14 protein-coding genes are annotated in these 15,940 nt (G+C 72.6%); 3 read left to right on the forward strand and 11 right to left on the reverse strand.

From position 1 onward, the window contains the following. Nucleotides 1-323: 323 nt before the first annotated feature. The 6 genes from ACQP2P_RS34710 to ACQP2P_RS34735 all read right to left on the reverse strand — a co-directional run bounded on the left by ACQP2P_RS34710 (nt 324) and on the right by ACQP2P_RS34735 (nt 5,564). A complete protein-coding gene (locus tag ACQP2P_RS34710) occupies nt 324-1,463 on the reverse strand; it encodes a glutathione-independent formaldehyde dehydrogenase (RefSeq protein ID WP_433608165.1) in 1,140 nt (379 codons plus the stop codon). Nucleotides 1,464-1,575: 112 nt separating this feature from the next. Beyond that, the gene (locus ACQP2P_RS34715) at nt 1,576-2,220 is read right to left on the reverse strand and encodes an HAD family hydrolase (protein ID WP_433608167.1); all 645 of its coding nucleotides are present in this window, start codon (nt 2,218-2,220) and stop codon (nt 1,576-1,578) included. 126 nt (nt 2,221-2,346) lie between these two features. Continuing rightward, nucleotides 2,347-3,384, reverse strand: coding sequence for a hypothetical protein (locus tag ACQP2P_RS34720; protein ID WP_433608169.1), 1,038 nt, complete (start codon nt 3,382-3,384; stop codon nt 2,347-2,349). Nucleotides 3,385-3,454: 70 nt separating this feature from the next. Then, a complete protein-coding gene (locus ACQP2P_RS34725) occupies nt 3,455-4,015 on the reverse strand; it encodes a DsbA family protein (RefSeq protein WP_433608171.1) in 561 nt (186 codons plus the stop codon). Next, a complete protein-coding gene (locus ACQP2P_RS34730) occupies nt 4,012-4,608 on the reverse strand; it encodes a redoxin domain-containing protein (protein ID WP_433608173.1) in 597 nt (198 codons plus the stop codon). Before ACQP2P_RS34730 ends, ACQP2P_RS34725 begins: the two co-directional genes overlap by 4 nt. A gap of 272 nt (nt 4,609-4,880) precedes the next feature. Further along, a complete protein-coding gene (locus ACQP2P_RS34735; RefSeq protein ID WP_433608175.1) occupies nt 4,881-5,564 on the reverse strand; it encodes a BON domain-containing protein in 684 nt (227 codons plus the stop codon). 239 nt (nt 5,565-5,803) lie between these two features. On the opposite strand from ACQP2P_RS34735, the gene ACQP2P_RS34740 reads away from it, so the two are divergent. The 3 genes from ACQP2P_RS34740 to ACQP2P_RS34750 all read left to right on the forward strand — a co-directional run bounded on the left by ACQP2P_RS34740 (nt 5,804) and on the right by ACQP2P_RS34750 (nt 8,991). Continuing rightward, nucleotides 5,804-6,937 carry a hypothetical protein gene (locus ACQP2P_RS34740; RefSeq protein ID WP_433608176.1) on the forward strand — a complete coding sequence of 378 codons (1,134 nt, stop codon included), beginning with the start codon at nt 5,804-5,806 and terminating at the stop codon, nt 6,935-6,937. Between the two features lie 110 nt (nt 6,938-7,047). Then, nucleotides 7,048-7,620 (forward strand): general stress protein, encoded by a 573-nt coding sequence (locus ACQP2P_RS34745; RefSeq protein WP_433608178.1) that lies wholly within the window; start codon nt 7,048-7,050, stop codon nt 7,618-7,620. 66 nt (nt 7,621-7,686) lie between these two features. Then, complete coding sequence (locus ACQP2P_RS34750; RefSeq protein ID WP_433608180.1) at nt 7,687-8,991, forward strand: NAD(P)/FAD-dependent oxidoreductase; 1,305 nt, start codon at nt 7,687-7,689, stop codon at nt 8,989-8,991. Nucleotides 8,992-9,030: 39 nt separating this feature from the next. On the opposite strand, the gene ACQP2P_RS34755 is transcribed toward ACQP2P_RS34750, so the two are convergent. The 5 genes from ACQP2P_RS34755 to ACQP2P_RS34775 all read right to left on the reverse strand — a co-directional run bounded on the left by ACQP2P_RS34755 (nt 9,031) and on the right by ACQP2P_RS34775 (nt 15,656). Then, the gene (locus tag ACQP2P_RS34755; protein ID WP_433608182.1) at nt 9,031-9,588 is read right to left on the reverse strand and encodes an HdeD family acid-resistance protein; all 558 of its coding nucleotides are present in this window, start codon (nt 9,586-9,588) and stop codon (nt 9,031-9,033) included. A 236-nt stretch (nt 9,589-9,824) separates the two neighbouring features. Continuing rightward, nucleotides 9,825-10,130, reverse strand: coding sequence for a hypothetical protein (locus ACQP2P_RS34760; RefSeq protein ID WP_433608184.1), 306 nt, complete (start codon nt 10,128-10,130; stop codon nt 9,825-9,827). Next, entirely contained in the window at nt 10,127-10,804 is a 678-nt protein-coding gene (locus tag ACQP2P_RS34765) for a BON domain-containing protein (protein ID WP_433608186.1), read from the reverse strand. Before ACQP2P_RS34765 ends, ACQP2P_RS34760 begins: the two co-directional genes overlap by 4 nt. A gap of 158 nt (nt 10,805-10,962) precedes the next feature. Then, a complete protein-coding gene (locus tag ACQP2P_RS34770) occupies nt 10,963-12,534 on the reverse strand; it encodes a bifunctional 3-(3-hydroxy-phenyl)propionate/3-hydroxycinnamic acid hydroxylase (RefSeq protein ID WP_433608188.1) in 1,572 nt (523 codons plus the stop codon). 5 nt (nt 12,535-12,539) lie between these two features. Continuing rightward, the gene (locus ACQP2P_RS34775) at nt 12,540-15,656 is read right to left on the reverse strand and encodes a BTAD domain-containing putative transcriptional regulator (RefSeq protein WP_433608190.1); all 3,117 of its coding nucleotides are present in this window, start codon (nt 15,654-15,656) and stop codon (nt 12,540-12,542) included. Between the last annotated feature and the right edge of the window lie 284 nt (nt 15,657-15,940).

Raw genomic sequence — 15,940 nt, forward strand, 5'->3', positions numbered from 1 at the left:
ACCGGACCACGTTCAACCGTTCTTCGGCCGGACCGGCACGTGACCACCCGGTAGGAGTGACGTGGGCAGCGGCTCGCAACCGGCATCACGACAGCGAGCAGCGCAAACCGCGGCCCCTGCGGGGGTCGGCGCGGGGCGTCGGCGACTACGTGAGGGTGGCGGCGGCGAGGCCTGGTGGTCCGGCCCCGGCGACGGCGAGAGGTCGCACACCATGACGCCGGGTCGGGGGTGCGGGCAGGTCCAACGCCTGGGCCGGCTCCCGGCGGATTCGCGGCAGGAATGCGAGCCACCGGCAAGCGTGGCTCGCAAACCCTCGTTGCGCGTCAGAGGTCCGGGTGCATGATCACCTTGGTCCAGCCGCGCTCACGCTTGTCGAAGTGCTCGTAGCCTTCCGGGGCCCGCTGCAGCGGCAGCTCGTGCGACACGATGTACGACGGCCGCGCCTTGTCCTCGATGATCAGGTTGAGCAGCGCCCGGTTGTACGCCTTGACGTTGCACTGCCCGGTGCCCATCGTCTGGCCCTTGGTCCAGAACAGGCCGTGGTCGAACGCGATCTTCCCCTCGTGGTAGAGCTGGTCCGGGCTGCCGGGGTCCTTGGGTACGAACACGCCGACAACGCCGATCGTCCCGGCGAACTTGACCGTCTGCACGAGACTGTTCATCGTCATCTCCGGGTGCTCCCGCCCGGACGCGTCGTGGGCCTGGTAGCCGACACACTCGCAGCCCCGGTCCGCGCCGAGACCGTTCGTCTCCTCCATCACCCGGTCGACGACGGACTCCTTGGACGCGTCGATCGGAATCGCACCGATCTTCGAGGCCAGCTCCAGGCGGTCCTGATGGAAGTCGACCACCATGATCTTGGCCGCGTTCTTGATCGTCGCCGACAGCGCCGCCATCTGACCCACCGGCCCGGCACCGTAGATCACCACGCTGTCACCGGGCTGCACACAGGCGAGCTGCGTCGCGTGCCAGCCGGTCGGGAAGATGTCCGCCAGCATCACCAGGTCGCGCTGCCGATCCCGGTCACGAGCGTTCTCCGGCAGCACCAGGCAGTTGAAGTCACCGAACGGCACCCGCAGCAGCTCGGCCTGACCACCGTTGTACGGGCCCATGCCGGCAAAGCCGTACGCGGCACCGACCATCCCCGGATCCGGATTCGTCCGCAGGCAGAACGCGGTCAGGCCACGCTCACAGTTCGCGCAGTGCCCACACGAGATGTTGAACGGCAGGCACACCATGTCACCGACACGGACCTTGTCGACGCCCGCACCGACCTCGATGACCTCACCGAGGTTCTCATGGCCCAGGACCCGGCCGGTCTCCATGTCGGTCCGACCGTCGTACATGTGCAAGTCCGAACCGCAGATGTTGGTGGTGGTGATCCGGACCAAGACATCTTGCGGGTGCTCGATGCGCGGGTCCGGCACGTCCTTGACCGCGACCTTACGCGGTCCCTCATACACGACAGCTTTCATGACGCTGCACTACCCCGCCGGGGGACGCTGAACTGACCTGCCGGGCGAACCGCGGGGTCAGGCGAACCGCGGTTGCCGCAGCGCGGCACCGGCATCCCGCTCAGCGGCTGAAGGCGCCCTCGCCCGCCTCGAGCAGCGCACGCGGATGCTCGTACACGCGGACCGCACCCGCCTCGTGCAGTTCGGCGGCGCTGATGCCGCCACAGGTCAGGCCGATGCAGGGGATGGCGAGCGCGCGGGCGGCGGAGACGTCCCAGACGGAGTCGCCGACGAACACCACCTCGTCCGGGGAAAGTCCGCTGCGGGCGAGCGCGACCTGGATGGTGTCCGGTGCCGGCTTGCTCGCGCCCGCATCGTCGAGCGACGTGGCGGTGTCGACGACGTCCTGTGCGTCGAGGGCGGTCATCATGATCTCCAGCTCGTTGCGGGACGCGGAGGAGGCGATCACGACCCGCAGGCCGCGTTCGTCGACGGCCTGCAGCAGTTCATGCGCACCGGGTGTGGGACGGACGCGCCACCAGTACTGGGCATAGAGGCTCCTGTGCGCGGCGCGGATGTTGTCGTCGTCGTACCGGTCGTGGTCAGGGCCGAGCAGATGGTCGAGGATCCGGTCGGCACCCATGCCGATGGCTCGATGGATTTTGGCCATCTCGACATCGCGCTCATACTGCCGGAATGCCTGCCACCACGACACCGTGTGCAGGTATGAGGTGTCGACGAGCGTGCCGTCGAGATCGAAGAGCACTCCGCTGGTCACGGTGCCGGGCTACCCGGATGGGCGGGGGTCATGTCGGCGGACGACGTTTTCTCCAGACCCCGAAAGCGGCGGCCTGGTCCTCCTGCGGTAGGTAGGAGCGGGCATCGGCCCCGCTCAGCTCCGGCTCTCATCGATGGCCTCGTCCGGCTGGTAGCGGTACGCCGCCTCCCGGACCGACTCGTCGCTCTCCAGCCCGGCGCCCAATGCGCCGCCGACCGTGGCCACCGAGGAAGCCAGCCAGGCGATGGCCAGGAAATCACCGGTGCCGGCCGGACGGCCGAGAGCGTTGCTCAAGCCCGCTTCGGGCACCAGCAGCAGGACGCCGCCGAGCGCCAGTACGAGCAGCGCCAGATACAGGGCGAGCACGCCGATCACGACCGTCAGCACGGTGACCACATTGAACAGGATCACCTGTTGCCCTGCGGGCGACCCACGCGCCGCGCCCCGCGGTAGGCGCTCCCACAGCGAGGCGCTCACGATGATGGTCACCACGACCGCCAGCACCGCGCCGGCGCCGAGCAGGGCCAGCCGCACCCGGGTGTACTCCACCGCGAGCCGCCAGATGTCGCTGGTGACCAGCGCGAACACCCCGGCGGCGATCGCCGCGACGAGGGCCCTCGACAGCCCGATCGTCAGCCGCCACGGCCGGTTGGCGCGCAACATGCCGAGCAGCAGGCGCAGGTTTCCGGTCACCACACCGGCGACCAGGCCGACGCCGCCGTGGTCGGCTCGCACCGGGCTGCCGAACTGGCGGGCGGTGTGCTCGTCGTCCCCGGCGAACAGGGCGTTCACGAGCCGGACGATGGTCTCGCGCGCGCGGCCGGCGACCGCGACCGGGCCGAGCGCCGGAACTGACAGGACCGCGACCGAATGGCTGGCGCTGGCGTGCGCGACCACCGGCCGCCGGGACCGCTGCAACGGCAGATCGGTCAAGCACACCGTGAGCTGCCAACCCTCGTGCAACATCCGGCGGCGGGCGGCGTCGATCAGCTGTGACAGCTCGGCGGGGTGGTCGACCAGCCGATCGATGCTCACGCGAACGGTCCACGCAGCGCCCGGCGAACCGCCGGCGAGCATGTCCGGAAGCTCGCCGGCGACCTGGCGGGCCAGATCCGCGGCCGGTCCGGGCGACGCGACCAGCCCGACGATCACCGGGTCACCCGCACGGCGACCAGCACCGTGTGCGCGGATGTCGCCCGCTGCGTGGCCGGCGCCGCCGGCTTCAGGCTTCGGCGTCCACAGCCGCCGCGTCGACGGCGAACTCCAACTCTTCCAGCGAGTAGCCGCCGTCGTGCCGAACGCCGTTGATGAAGAACGTCGGCGTGCCGTTGACCCCGCTATGGACCCCACCGACGAAATCCGAACGCACCTTGTCGAGGTACTGGCGGCTGCGGATCGCCCCGGCGATCGCCTCGGCGTCGAGCCCCACCGCCTCCGCGCCCGCGAGGATGGTCGCCGCGTCGAGCTCGTCCTGGTGGTCGAAGAGCCAGTCGTGCATCGGCCAGAAGCGGCGCTGGGCGCCGGCCGCCTCGGCAGCTTCGGCCGCCATCTCCGCGAACGGGTGAAGGTTCGTCAGTGGGAAGTGCCGATACACGAAGCGGACCGTGTCCTCCCGCCGGCGCAGCAGCTCACCGACGATGGGGTGCGCCCTCGCGCAGAACGGGCACTGATAGTCGCCGTACTCGACGATCGTGACCGGCGCGTCGGCTGGTCCGATCGAGTGATCGCGTTCGGTGACCGGCACGACGAGCCGGGCAGTCGCGGTCTGCAGCGGCGATGTCATGGCGTCTCGTCCTCCAACTCGTCACGGCGCGCCTGGTTCGCCTCACGGCGTCCGGCGATCTGCTCGGCCATGTCCGCATCCTGATGGGCATCCGGCCGCATCTGCGCGCCCTTGCGCTCGGCGGACAGGTCCGCCAGCGCATTGAGGATGCCGTCCGCGCCCGGGTTCAGCCCGCGCGGCGAAAGGTGGCTCCAGGACACCATGCCTTCCGGGTCGATCACGTACAGCGCACGTTCGGCGACGCCGTCATCGTCGCTGTACGCCCCGTACTGCCGGGCCACGTCACCCTTCGGATGGAAGTCGGCCAGAAGCGGGAAGCGTATGGCCCGGTTCTCGGCGAACGCGCGGTGGCACCACACGCCGTCGACCGAGATGCCCACCGGGATGGCGTTGTAGCGGGCGAACTCGGGCAGTACCGCCTGGTACAGCGCCATCTGGTCGCCGCAGACCGGGCTCCAGTCCGCCGGGTAGAACGCGAGCACCACCGGCCCGCCCCGCAGGTCGGACAACGCCACGTGCTGGTCGGGCGTGCTCGGCAACACGAAGTTCGGCGCCTCTTGACCCGGCGGCAACAGCCCTTGTCCCCTCGCCATGACACCATCGTCGGCGCGCCCTGGGCGAGACCGGACCACCCTCTCAGGGTGGGCGGGCCACCCGTATCGCCTCCTGCGGGGGCACCTGGCCGGCTACCCGGTTGATGAGCGGATGCCCGCAAGGGTCGCCGCTCTGCCGCAGCCCGAAGCCGCCGCCCGGCACGGTGACACAGGGGCGGCGGCCCTTGGTCCGAATGGATCTGTCCGGGTTGCGGCCTACGTGGACCGTAGGCTCTGGACAATCCTTCGCCCCGGGTCCCGGGGAACGGCGGTCAGGGCTCGATCACGATGCGGTTCTTGACGGTGGTCACACCCGGCGCCGACCACGCGGCCCGTTCGGCCTCCTCGCGTTCGGCCCAGGAGCGCACGGTGCCCTTGAGCACGACCGTGTCACCCTGGACGTCGATCTCGATGTTCTGGGCGTCCACCTCGGCGGCGCGCGTCAGCGCCTCCCGGATCTTCCGTCGCAGTTCGTCGGGTGAGACGTTGCTCTTCGGGCGCACTGTGATGAGGTTGGTGACGCCCCGCACGCCGGTCAGCCGGCGGACCTGCCGTTCGGCTTCCCGCCGCTGGTACTCCCACTCGACCTCGCCGCGCAGCGTCACCCACCCGTTGGACACCGAGGCGGTGACCGCGCCGGGCGGCAGCACCGCGTCCCACTCCAACGCCCGGGCCACGGCCGCGGCGATGTCGGCGTCGGTGCGCTCCGCCCAGCCCGGCAGCCGGACCTCGATGTCGTTGGCCACGGCCCGGACCCCGCGGACGTGCTCGACGGCCTGCTCCGCGGCCCACTTCTTGACGAAGCTGTCGACCCACCCGGTCAGTGTGACGACGCCGCCCTTGACGATCACTCCGATCTCGTTGGGTTGCAGACGGGCGTCCCATTTGAGTTCGGTGAGGACGTCCCGCTGGATCTGTTCGTCTGTGCGAGTCTCGGTCGTTGTTGCGCTGGTCATGGGCTGCCTCCTGCACGCCGGGACGGCGATCGGTATCCGAACGCCCCGATGCTCGGTCCGAGCCGGATGACACGGCACCGCCCCGCCCGGATGACGCGCGCAGCCCGCCCGACGGCCGCAATGCCGCGATGTGGGGGTTGCACGCGCGGTTAGACGGTGCCGGACCGGGTAGCAGCCCGGAGTTCGCCACGACCCGAGCGACCTGCGCCAGGTTTGTCCCACACCGGAGGGACCTTCGCATGATCTCGCAAGACGTCGTCAACCGCCTCATCCGGTTCCAGGGTGGCCGTTTCCCGGTGATCTCGATGTATCTCGGGATCGGGCCGGACAAGTCCGCCCGCAGCCAGGTGTCGAGCCTGCTGCACCAGATCGAACCGCTCAGCGAGGACAAGTCGCTGGAGCACGACGTGCGGCTGTCGATCCGGACCGACATGCGACGCATCAAGGACCTCGCCCACGAGGAGCGGCTGCAACCGGGCGGGCTGGCCATCTTCGCCAGCAGCGGCAACGGACTGTTCGAGCGGGTCTCGCTGCCCCGGCCGGTCCGGGATCGCGTCGTGGTGGACACGACGCCGTGGGTCCGCCCGATGCTGGCGGTCCTTGACGAGTACCACCGGATGTGTGTGGTGCTGGTGAACAAGGCCTGGGCGCAGATCTGGGAGCTGTATCTGGGCGAGATGCGGGAGATCACCCAGATCAAAGACCCGGCGCTGCGCAAGCCCGACTTCGCCTACGGCATGGCGGAGTACCGGGTGCGCAACAAGGCCGACGAACTGAGCAAGCGCCACTACCGGCGGGTCGGTTCGGCGCTCGACCAACTGCTGCGGACCGAACGCTTCGACGTGATCGCCCTGGGCGGGCATCCGCACGAGTTGTCGGCCTTCACCGGGTTCCTGTCCCGCGATGTGGCCTCCCGGGTGGCCGGGACCTTCGCTGTTGATCCCGACACCGCGACCGTGGCCGACATCCGGCGCAGCGCCGAGGACATCATGGAGCGCTACGAACGCCACGAGGAACAGCGCCTGGTCGACGAGATCTTCGAGGCCGTCGCGGAGGGCCGGCCCGGCGCCATCGGTCTGGAGCCGTGCCTCTGGGCCGGCTCCGTGGCCGCCGTGCAGCACCTGGTGATCCACGAAGGGGCCGCCGTTCCCGGCGTGGTCTGCGACGAGTCCGGCTGGCTGGGCACCTCCGGCCAGCAGTGCCCGCTGTGCGGGCAGCCCACCCGGCAGACACCGGACCTCCTCGACGAACTGGCCGAGTTCGTCGTCGAGGAGGGCGGCGCGGTGAAACATGTCGCGGACAACCCGCGGCTTCGCCCGCACCGTGTCGCGGCGGCCCTGCGCTTCCCGCTCCCGCCCGCCCCACAACTTTGAGCCGCGCCGTTCACCTCACAGAGGGTGTCTGCCTCACCCCCGACGACCGACGACAGGCCCGGGTGACCCAGCAGGTGCAGCCGACAACCCCGCAACGACAGGAGCACGACATGACTCGCCCGAGCCGCAGCGCGTACAGCCTGCGCAACAACGACACCATGCCGCGGGGCCCGTCCGGCACCCGTCCGGCAACACGCGGCGAAAACACCGCCGACGGCCGTGCCGGCATCGAACAGCCCACCGTCGCGGTCGCCAGCTACCCCGACTACGCCGCCGCACAACGCGCCGTCGACTTCCTCTCCGACAACGGGTTCCCGGTCGACCGCGTCCGGATCGTCGGCTCCGACCTCCGGCTGGTCGAGCAGGTGCACGGCCGGCTGACGATCGGCCGGGCGGCGCTGGCCGGCGCCAGCTCCGGCGCGTGGTTCGGTCTGCTGATCGGCATCCTGCTCGGTGCGTTCGCCGTCGGCGCCTGGTGGCAGGTCCTGCTCTTCGCGATCATCGCCGGCGTGGTCTGGGGCGCCGCCTTCGGCGCAATCGCCCACGCCATGACCCGGGGGCAACGCGACTTCACCTCCACCCCGATGCTGCAGGCCGACCACTACACCCTCATCGTCGACGCCGACGTCGCCGACCAGGCCCGTGAGATGCTCAGCCGCCTGCCGACCGACCCGCGCCGATAAGTCAGCCAAGCCGGTAGGTCGCAGGGCCCAGCTGACGGATGCGCCCGCGGCGGGAAGGGGTCCCTCGTGGCCAGACCGGTAGTCGTGATCGTCGGGGCCGGGTTCGCCGGCTACTACGCCGCGCGCACGCTTTCGCGGCGTGCGCGCGGCAGAGCTGAGCTCGTGGTGGTGAACCCGACCGACCACTTCCTGTACGTGCCGCTGTTGCCCGAGGTGGCCACGGGCCTGCTCGAGCCGCGCCGGATCGCGGTGTCGGTGCCCGAGACACTGCCCGCTGTCCGGCTCATCCTGGGCGAGGTCGACGGCATCGACCTCGCCGCGCGGGAGGTGCGGTGGACCGACCCCGAGGACCGGCCCGGGCAGATCGGCTACGACCGGCTGGTCCTTGCCGCCGGCAGCGTCAACAAGCTCTTGCCGATCCCCGGTGTCGCCGAGCACGCGCACGGCTTGCGAGGCAGCCCGGAGGCCCTGTACCTGCGCGATCACATGACCCGCCAGATCGAGCTGGCCGACGCGACCGACGATCCGGGCGAGCGGGCGGCGCGGTCCACGTTCGTCGTGGTCGGCGCCGGCTACACCGGCACGGAGATGGCCGCGCAGGGGGTGCTCTACACCGACGTGCTGCACTCGAGGCATCCGCGTCTCGGCAGGCGACGACCGCGCTGGCTCGTGCTCGACGTGGCGGGCCGGGTGCTGCCCGAGCTGGACGAACGGCTGTCGCGGACGGCCGACCGGGTGCTTCGCGAACGGGGCGTCGACGTCCGCCTGGGCACGTCGGTGCAGGAGGCCACGCATGAGGGTGTCCGGCTCACCGACGGCAGCTTCCTGCCCACCCGCTCGCTGATCTGGTGCGTCGGCGTGCGCCCCGACCCGTTGGTCGACCAGCTCGGCCTGGAGACCGTGAACGGGAGACTGGTGGTCGACGAGTACCTCAACGTGCCCGGCCACCCCGAGGTGTACGCCTGCGGCGACGCCGCCGCGGTGCCGGACCTGACCCGGCCGGGGCAGCTGACGCCGATGACGGCACAGCACGCGCAACGGCAGGGCAGACAGGCCGCCCACAACATCGCCGCGTCCTACGGACAGGGCCGGCGACGACCGTACAAGCATCACGATCTGGGTTTTGTCGTGGATCTCGGCGGCGTGCAGGCGGCGGCGAACCCGCTCGGCGTGCCCCTCACCGGGTTGCCGGCCAAGACGGTGGCCCGCGGCTACCATCTGCTGTCGCTGCCCGGCAACCGTGTTCGTACCGCGGCCGACTGGGTGCTGGACGCGATGCTGCCCCGCCAGACAGCGCAGCTGGGCGTCCTACCGCCGCCGGGCGTCCCGCTGGACACCGCCACGCCCGAGCGCGTCGTGGTGCGCCGCTGACGCGCCGACTGCGGTGCGGGTCGGATGGGGCACGGTGGGTCAGTGTGCGGCGGAGGCGGGCCGGTGGTGCATCGGCGTATGCCTGGAGCGGTACTCCCGCCACGCCTCCACGAGGATGAGCGCACCGACGACGAGGGCGTACACCCCGACCACGAGGGCGATGGCAAGGACGCCGAGCGTGGGGCGGACCAGGACGAGCACGCCGGCCACCACCGACAACACACCGACCGCGAGCATGAGCCACTGGCCGCGAACCCGCGTGGCCGCCCAGATTTCCAGGACGCCGGTCATCAGCGCCCAGACGCCGAACAGCACGGCCAGCACCAACGCGGTGACGCCCGGCCACAGCAGGGCCACCACTCCGGCGACGACGCCGATGAGCCCGGCCAGGAGGTAGGCCGCCCGCTGCGCGGTGTCGCGAGCGCGCCGGAACCCCGCAATGATCGCCGTGACGCCTTCGACGACGAGGTAGGCGCCCACCAGCAGCGCCAGCACGACGACCGTCACCGCGGGCCACACCAAGGCCAGCAGGCCGAACACGATCGCGACGGCTCCCCGTAGGACGAGCGACCACAGATGTCTGCTTTCCAGTTCCACGACTGCACCTTTCGTACCGCTAGCGGTGGGCCGGACGTCCTCAGCGCCGAGCGGCGGCCCCCGGCCACGGCCCGCCTCGCCTGCACGCTGGCCTGCGCGGGCGTGAGGCGGCCTCACCCGAATCGGCTGGTCTCCGTCCGGCCGCCGCGCGGGTCGTGGCCGCCACAGTCGAGCAGGTGATCGGCCCCCGGGCGATCACCTGCCTCGCGGTTGGCGTCCTCGCCGGTCTGGCCCGGCTATTTGTGTTCCGTCGGGCTTTGCACCGGATTGAAAACGTCGTCCGGGGCGCCGGACTCGACGGGCTGGAAGATGTACCGGACGAAGGCCCCGCCGGGCTGCTCCTCGTCGCCGCCGGGCCATAGTCCGGCCGCGTCCACGCCGACGACCTTCGCCTGACCGTCGGCGCTCTTGGCCAACGCCCATGCGATCACCGGGTACGACACGAAGTGCTCCTCGCCGAACTGCCAGCGGGCATACCACCCGGGTGGACACGGCACGATGGCGGTCAGTACGCGCCCCGCCGGGCGCTGCACAGTGGTCATGGCGCAACGATGACGCGGTTGTCCACCGTCGTCACGCCCGGCGCGGATGAAGCGGCCCGTCCGGCCTCCTCGCGTTCCATCCACGAACGCACGGAGCCCTTGAGGATGACCGTGTCACCCTGAACCTCGGCCTGAATCCGATCGGCGTCGAGCGCCGCGGCGCGGATCAGCGCCTCCTCGATCTTTCGCCGGAGCTCCTCGGGTGAGGGCTTGCTACGGGCCCGGACGGTGATGAGGTTGGACACCCCGCGTACCCCGGTCAGCCGGCGCACCGCCCGTTCGGCCTCCCGCTTCTGGTACTCCCACTCCACTGCACCGCGCAGCGTGACCCAGCCGTTGGTCACCGTCGCCGTCACTGAACCCGACGCCAAGATCGCGTCCCACTCCAACGCCCACGCCGCCGCCGCGGCGATGTCGGCGTCGGTACGCTCCGCCACGCCCGGCACCCGGACCTTGATGTCGTTCGCCACCGCCTTCACCCCGCGAACGTGCTGAGCGGCCCGCTCCGCAGCCCACCTCTTCACGTAGCTGTCCACCCAACCGGTCAGCGTGACCACACCGTCCTTGACGATCACGCCGATCTCGTTCGGTTGTAGCCGGGCGTCCCACTTGAGTTCGTTGAAGACGTCCTGCTGGACAAGTTCGTCGTTTGGGGCCGCTGTCGCGGTGGTCATTGGCTGCCTCCTGCGCGTCTGGTCGGCGCTGCGTGCGGGTACACACCGATCCTCGATCCGGTCGGGTGAGATGGCACCGCCCCCGCCGGATGACCTGTCCGACGGCTGCGCACGAGTCCCGCGGATGCGTGAACCCAGCCCACGCCCGGCACCGGGAGCTAGACGGCCGTGGGGCGCGGCTGCTCCGAGCGCAGCGGCACGGCGTCCGCGGCGGTGGAGTAGACGAAGCGGTCCGGGCGCAGCACGGCCACGTCCACCCGATGCCGGTCGAACCATGCGCCGAGCACGCCGTCGACGTCGACCACGTTGACGACGTCGTGGGCCGGGCCGCGCGCGGGGCCGGACGAACGGGCCGGCAGGACCCGGACGAAGGTCGCCGGGGGCCCCGCCCAGGCGGCCGCCGTCCGTGCGTCGACGTCCGGGCCGATCACCGCGAAGGCCGGGCCGAGCACGTCGTCCAGCAGGCGCGGGGTCGTCGTGCCCGGCGTCGTGATCTTCGGCTGGGGAAACATCGTGCCGATCGGGCCCTTGCGCACGCCACCGGACAGCATGCCCGTGCGCACTGCCGGGGCCGGCTTGAACTCGAAGTGACGCACGAACCGGCGAACCCGCGGCACGATCTGCGCGGCGCGGAGCACCGCGTCGCGCGCGGCGGCGGCGTAGCGGTTGCGGACCAGGAACACCCGGCCCAAGCGGACGCTCGTGGCCGCCATCTCCTCGGTGTGCGGGCGCCGTTCGGCCTCGTACGTGTCGAGCAGGCCGGGGCCCGCCGTGCCGTCGAGGACCAGCGCGAGCTTCCAGGTGAGGTTCGCGGCGTCGCGCAGGCCGCTGCACAGGCCCTGGCCCAGGAACGGCGGCATCTGGTGCGCCGCGTCGCCGAGCAGGAACACGCGTCCGCTGCGCCACCGCTCGGCGATCAGATGGTGGAAGGTGTAGACGACGGCGCGGGTGACGGTGAAGCGCTCCGGATCGACGTACGGGGCCACCAGCCGGGCGACCGTCTCCGGCCGGCTCATCTCCTGCGGCGTCTCGCCGTCGCGGAGCATGAACTCCAGGCGATGGGTGCCGAAGGCGCCCGGCGAGACGAACGCGGGGCGCCGCCAGTCGCAGACGAACCGGGTCCGCGGCTGGCGGACCCCGCCGGGCCCGACGTCGCCGGAGATCGCCAGCCAGGGCTCCTCGTACGACGCGCCGACGAGCCGGATGCCGGCGGCGGTCCTCGTCGTGCTGCGGGCGCCGTCGCAGCCCAGCACGTACCGGGTGCGTACCGTGGCGGCCTCGCCGGTCGCGACGTCGCGGAGCCCGACCGTGACGCCGTCGCCGTCCGGGGTCAGGTCGGTGAGCTCCACGCCGGTGCGCAGGGTGACGTGCGGGAACCGGTCGAGGCCCGCGCGCAGCGACGCCTCGAGGCGCGGCTGGTCGAAGAAGTGCAGGGGTGCGCTGCCGAGCCCGAAGTCGATCTCGTCGAGGGCGATCGTGGCGAAGGGCCTGCCGCGGCCGTCGACGTAGTCGACGACCGGCGGGGCGTACATGCCGGCGGCCACCTCGTCGCGCAGCCCGGCCTGCTGGTACACCCGCAGCGCCTCGTCGTCGCAGGAGAACGCCCGGGGCTGCTGGTGTGCCGCGGTGCTGCGCTCGACGACCAGGGTGCGCACGCCGCGCATGCCGAGCAGGTTGGCGGTGAGCGCGCCGACCGGCCCGCAGCCCACCACGACGACGTCAGGATGCATGCCGCCTAGCGAAGACGACGCCTGTGGAGATCCTGTGGAGGCCGGTCTCCACAGCGGCTCACCAGCAGCCCGGCGCCCTGCTCGGCGGCGTCCGCGGCGCCGCGCCGCACGTCCCGGTCGTCGCCGCGGGCCAGGCCCCGCACGCGGCGCAGCTCGGCGGTGAGCACCCGCTCGCCGACGGCTTCGGCCGCGGCGAGTCCCTCGTCGGCCAGCGCCGCCGCGGTCGCCGGGTCGCCGGCCGTGAGGTACGCGTCGGCCATCGCGGCGATCACGATCGTGCGCGTGGCCCGCAGTCCGTGCCGGTAGATGGCCTCGCCCGCGACCCGCATGGCGGTGAGCCGCGCCCGCTCGCCCCCGTGCACCGCCGCCCAGTCCGCCAGGAAGTCGCCGATGCCGACGAAGTGCGGCATGTGCTGCCGCTCGCCGATCTCACGGCACCGCCGGGCGGCCTCACGGCCCGCCGGGGCGTCGCGTTCCTGCAGGGCCAGCCAGGCCGCGAACAGCACGGCGTTGCCCCGGCCGTACGGATCGTCGGCGTGCTCGGCGAGCCGTCGCGCGGCCGCCAGGTCGGCGTGCGCCGCCGGCCGGTCGCCGCGCAGCGAGCGCACCAGCGCCCGGAAGTTGTACGGCGACAGGGTCGGGGTCCGCCCGACCTGCCCGCGCAGCCGGCGCGGCTCGACCGTGCGCAGCCGGTCGACGGCGACGGTCAGCTGCGCGTCGGCCTCGACGAGACGGCCCGTGAAGTAGCCGACGACACCGAGCAGGTACGGCCCGGCGGCGGCGATCAGCGGGTCGTCGTCCGCAGCGGCGCCGGTCAGCCGGCGGGCCAGGTCGGCGGCGATCGCGAACTCGGCCCGGTTGCAGGCGACCTCGCCGAGTGTCCACAGTGCCGTGCGCAGGTCGGCGCCGGGGCCGGCGAGCGGGAGCAGCTGCCGCGCGCGGGCCGCGGCCTGTTCGACCGCGTCGCTGCCCACGCCGACGGTGATGTGCAGCAGCGAGGTGCGATGCAGCTGTACCGTGAGCTCGGCCTCGGCCGCGTCGGGCGAGGTGGCGGCGGCGGGGGCGAGCCGGGCGGCGGCCCGGTCGAGATGCGCGAGGGCGTCCTCGTAGGCCAGCCGCCACGTGGCGTCGTCGGCGGCCCGCAACGTCCAGCGCAGGAAGTCCTCGCCGTGGCCGAGCCCGACCGCCTGCCCGTAGTGGCGGGCCAGCTCCGCCGGGGTCAGCCCGCCCAGGCCCGGCATGCTCGCGGCGGTGCCGGCGAGGCGGGCGTGCAGCACGGCCCGTCTCGGCGCGCTCAGCTCGGCGTAGGCGACCTCGGCGAACAACGGGTGCCGGAAGCGCACCGCGCCCGGACCGGCCCCGGCGATCAGGTGGCCGGCGGCCGGGGCGGCCAGCAGCTCGGCCGCGTCGGTGCCGGTCGCCGCGTTCAGCAGCCGCAGGTCGAGCTCGCGGCCGGCGACGCCGAGCAGGTCCAGACATTCGCGGGTGGCCGGCTCGGGCGCCTGCAGCCGCAGCAGGACCGCGTCGCGCACGCTCGGGGGCAACGCGGCCCGGTCCCGCAAGGGGGCCTCGGACGCGAGCAGCTCGGTGAGGAAGAACGCGTTGCCGCCGGTACGCCGCACGAGCCGATCGACGAGCCCGGGGGCCGGTGCCGCGCCGGTCCGGTCGTGCACCAGGTCGGCCACCGCGGCCGTGCCGAGGCCCCCGAGCCGCAGCTGCCGGCCGCCGGCGGCGCGGGCCAGGTCGGCGAGCGTGGCGACGAGCCCGGCGTCGTGGTCGTACGGCCGCGTGGTGACGACGACCAGCGCCCGGCCGCGGTGGACGGTGGTGGCCAGGTAGCGCAGCAGCAGCCGCGAGTCGGGGTCCGCGGCGTGCAGGTCGTCGAGGACGACGACCAGGCCGGACGGCTCGGCGACCGCGTCGACGAGCCCGGCGACCGCCTCGTAGGCCCGGAACCGGGCCGCCGGGTCCGGCCCGTCGGCGCCGTTCGCCGTCTCGGCGGTGAAGCCGGCAAGCGCCGCGCTCGCGCCCGGCTCGCCGAACCCCGGCAGCGCCGCGATACCGCGCAGGACCTGCGTCCACAGCCAGAACGGCGGCGCCTCGCCGAGGTCGGGGCAGCGGCCCCACACGACCGGGACCGCGGCCGCGGCGGCCCGGTCCGCGATCGCGGCGGCCAGGCTGGTCTTGCCGATGCCGGGCTCGCCGACGATGGTCGCGATGCGCCCGCCGTCGCGGCCGGCCGCCGCCAGCAGGTCCGCCAGCTGGGCCAGCTCGGCATCCCGGCCGACGAGCGACCTCCCCCGCGCCCCGCGCGCCGCGCCGACCGAACCCGCCGTGGCGGGCGCGGCGGCGGGCGGAACCGTGTGGTTGAGGATCCGGCGGTGCAGGTCGCGCAGCCGCGGGCCGGGCTCCACGCCGAACTCGTCGGCCAGCAGCACCCGGCCCGCGTCGAACACCTCGAGCGCCTCGGCCGGCCGGCCGGCACGGTACAGGGCGAGCATCAGCTGCTCGCGCGCCGACTCCCGCGCCGGGTGCCCGTCGACGAAGCGCCGCAGGTCCGGCAGCACCGCACCGGGGCGCCCGGCGGCCACGGCGGCGGCCAGCCGGCCCTCCTCCGCGGCCAGCCGGGTCTCGGTGAGGCGGGCGACGTCGGGACGCACGGCGGCGAACTCGGCGACGTCCGGTTCGCCCCGCCACAGGCCCACGGCCTCGGCGTACCGCCGCTCGGCCGTGCCGGGATCGCCGTCGGCGAGCGCGCGGGCACCCTCGTCGGCGAGCGCGATGAACCGCACGGCATCGATCGACTCGGGCGGCACACACAGCTCGTAGCCGCCGGTGTGGGAGCGCACGATCCGGCCGGGCGAGCGCGGCCCGCGACCGGGTTCGAGGGCGCGGCGCAGACCCGCGACATATGTCCGCAGCGTCACGAGCGCGCTCGACGGCGGCGCGCCGTCCCAGAGCGCGTCGGCCAGCCAGTCGGCCGTGAGCAGCCGGTTGGGCCGCAGGAGCAGCAGGGACAGCAGCGCCCGCTGCTTGGGGCCACCGACCGCGACCGGCTCGCCGTCCCGGGACACCAGCAACGGCCCCAGGATCCCGAACCGCACGGCGCTTTCCCTCGTCATTCCCGGCACAGTTCGGGCGATCCTACCCGGCCCACCTCGCGCCACGGTCGCGCCGCACCGCGATGCACCGACTGGTGTGTCAGCTGTGCGGCACGCCCGCTGTCGCCTCGCCGATCCGACGGTTCCGGACGGCTGCCTGCTGACGATGTCCGTCACGCAGCTGCCGGCGCTCGACGCGGAGGGCCAGGCGCTGTTCCATGCGATGGTGGACGGGGTTGCGGACCATTTGCGGACCATGCTGGAGCCGGCGTTGCTGGCCGCGGGGGCCGAGTCGCGCCCCGGCG

This window comes from Dactylosporangium sp. CA-139114, from assembly GCF_050955725.1.
In the GTDB taxonomy this organism is placed as follows: domain Bacteria; phylum Actinomycetota; class Actinomycetes; order Mycobacteriales; family Micromonosporaceae; genus Dactylosporangium.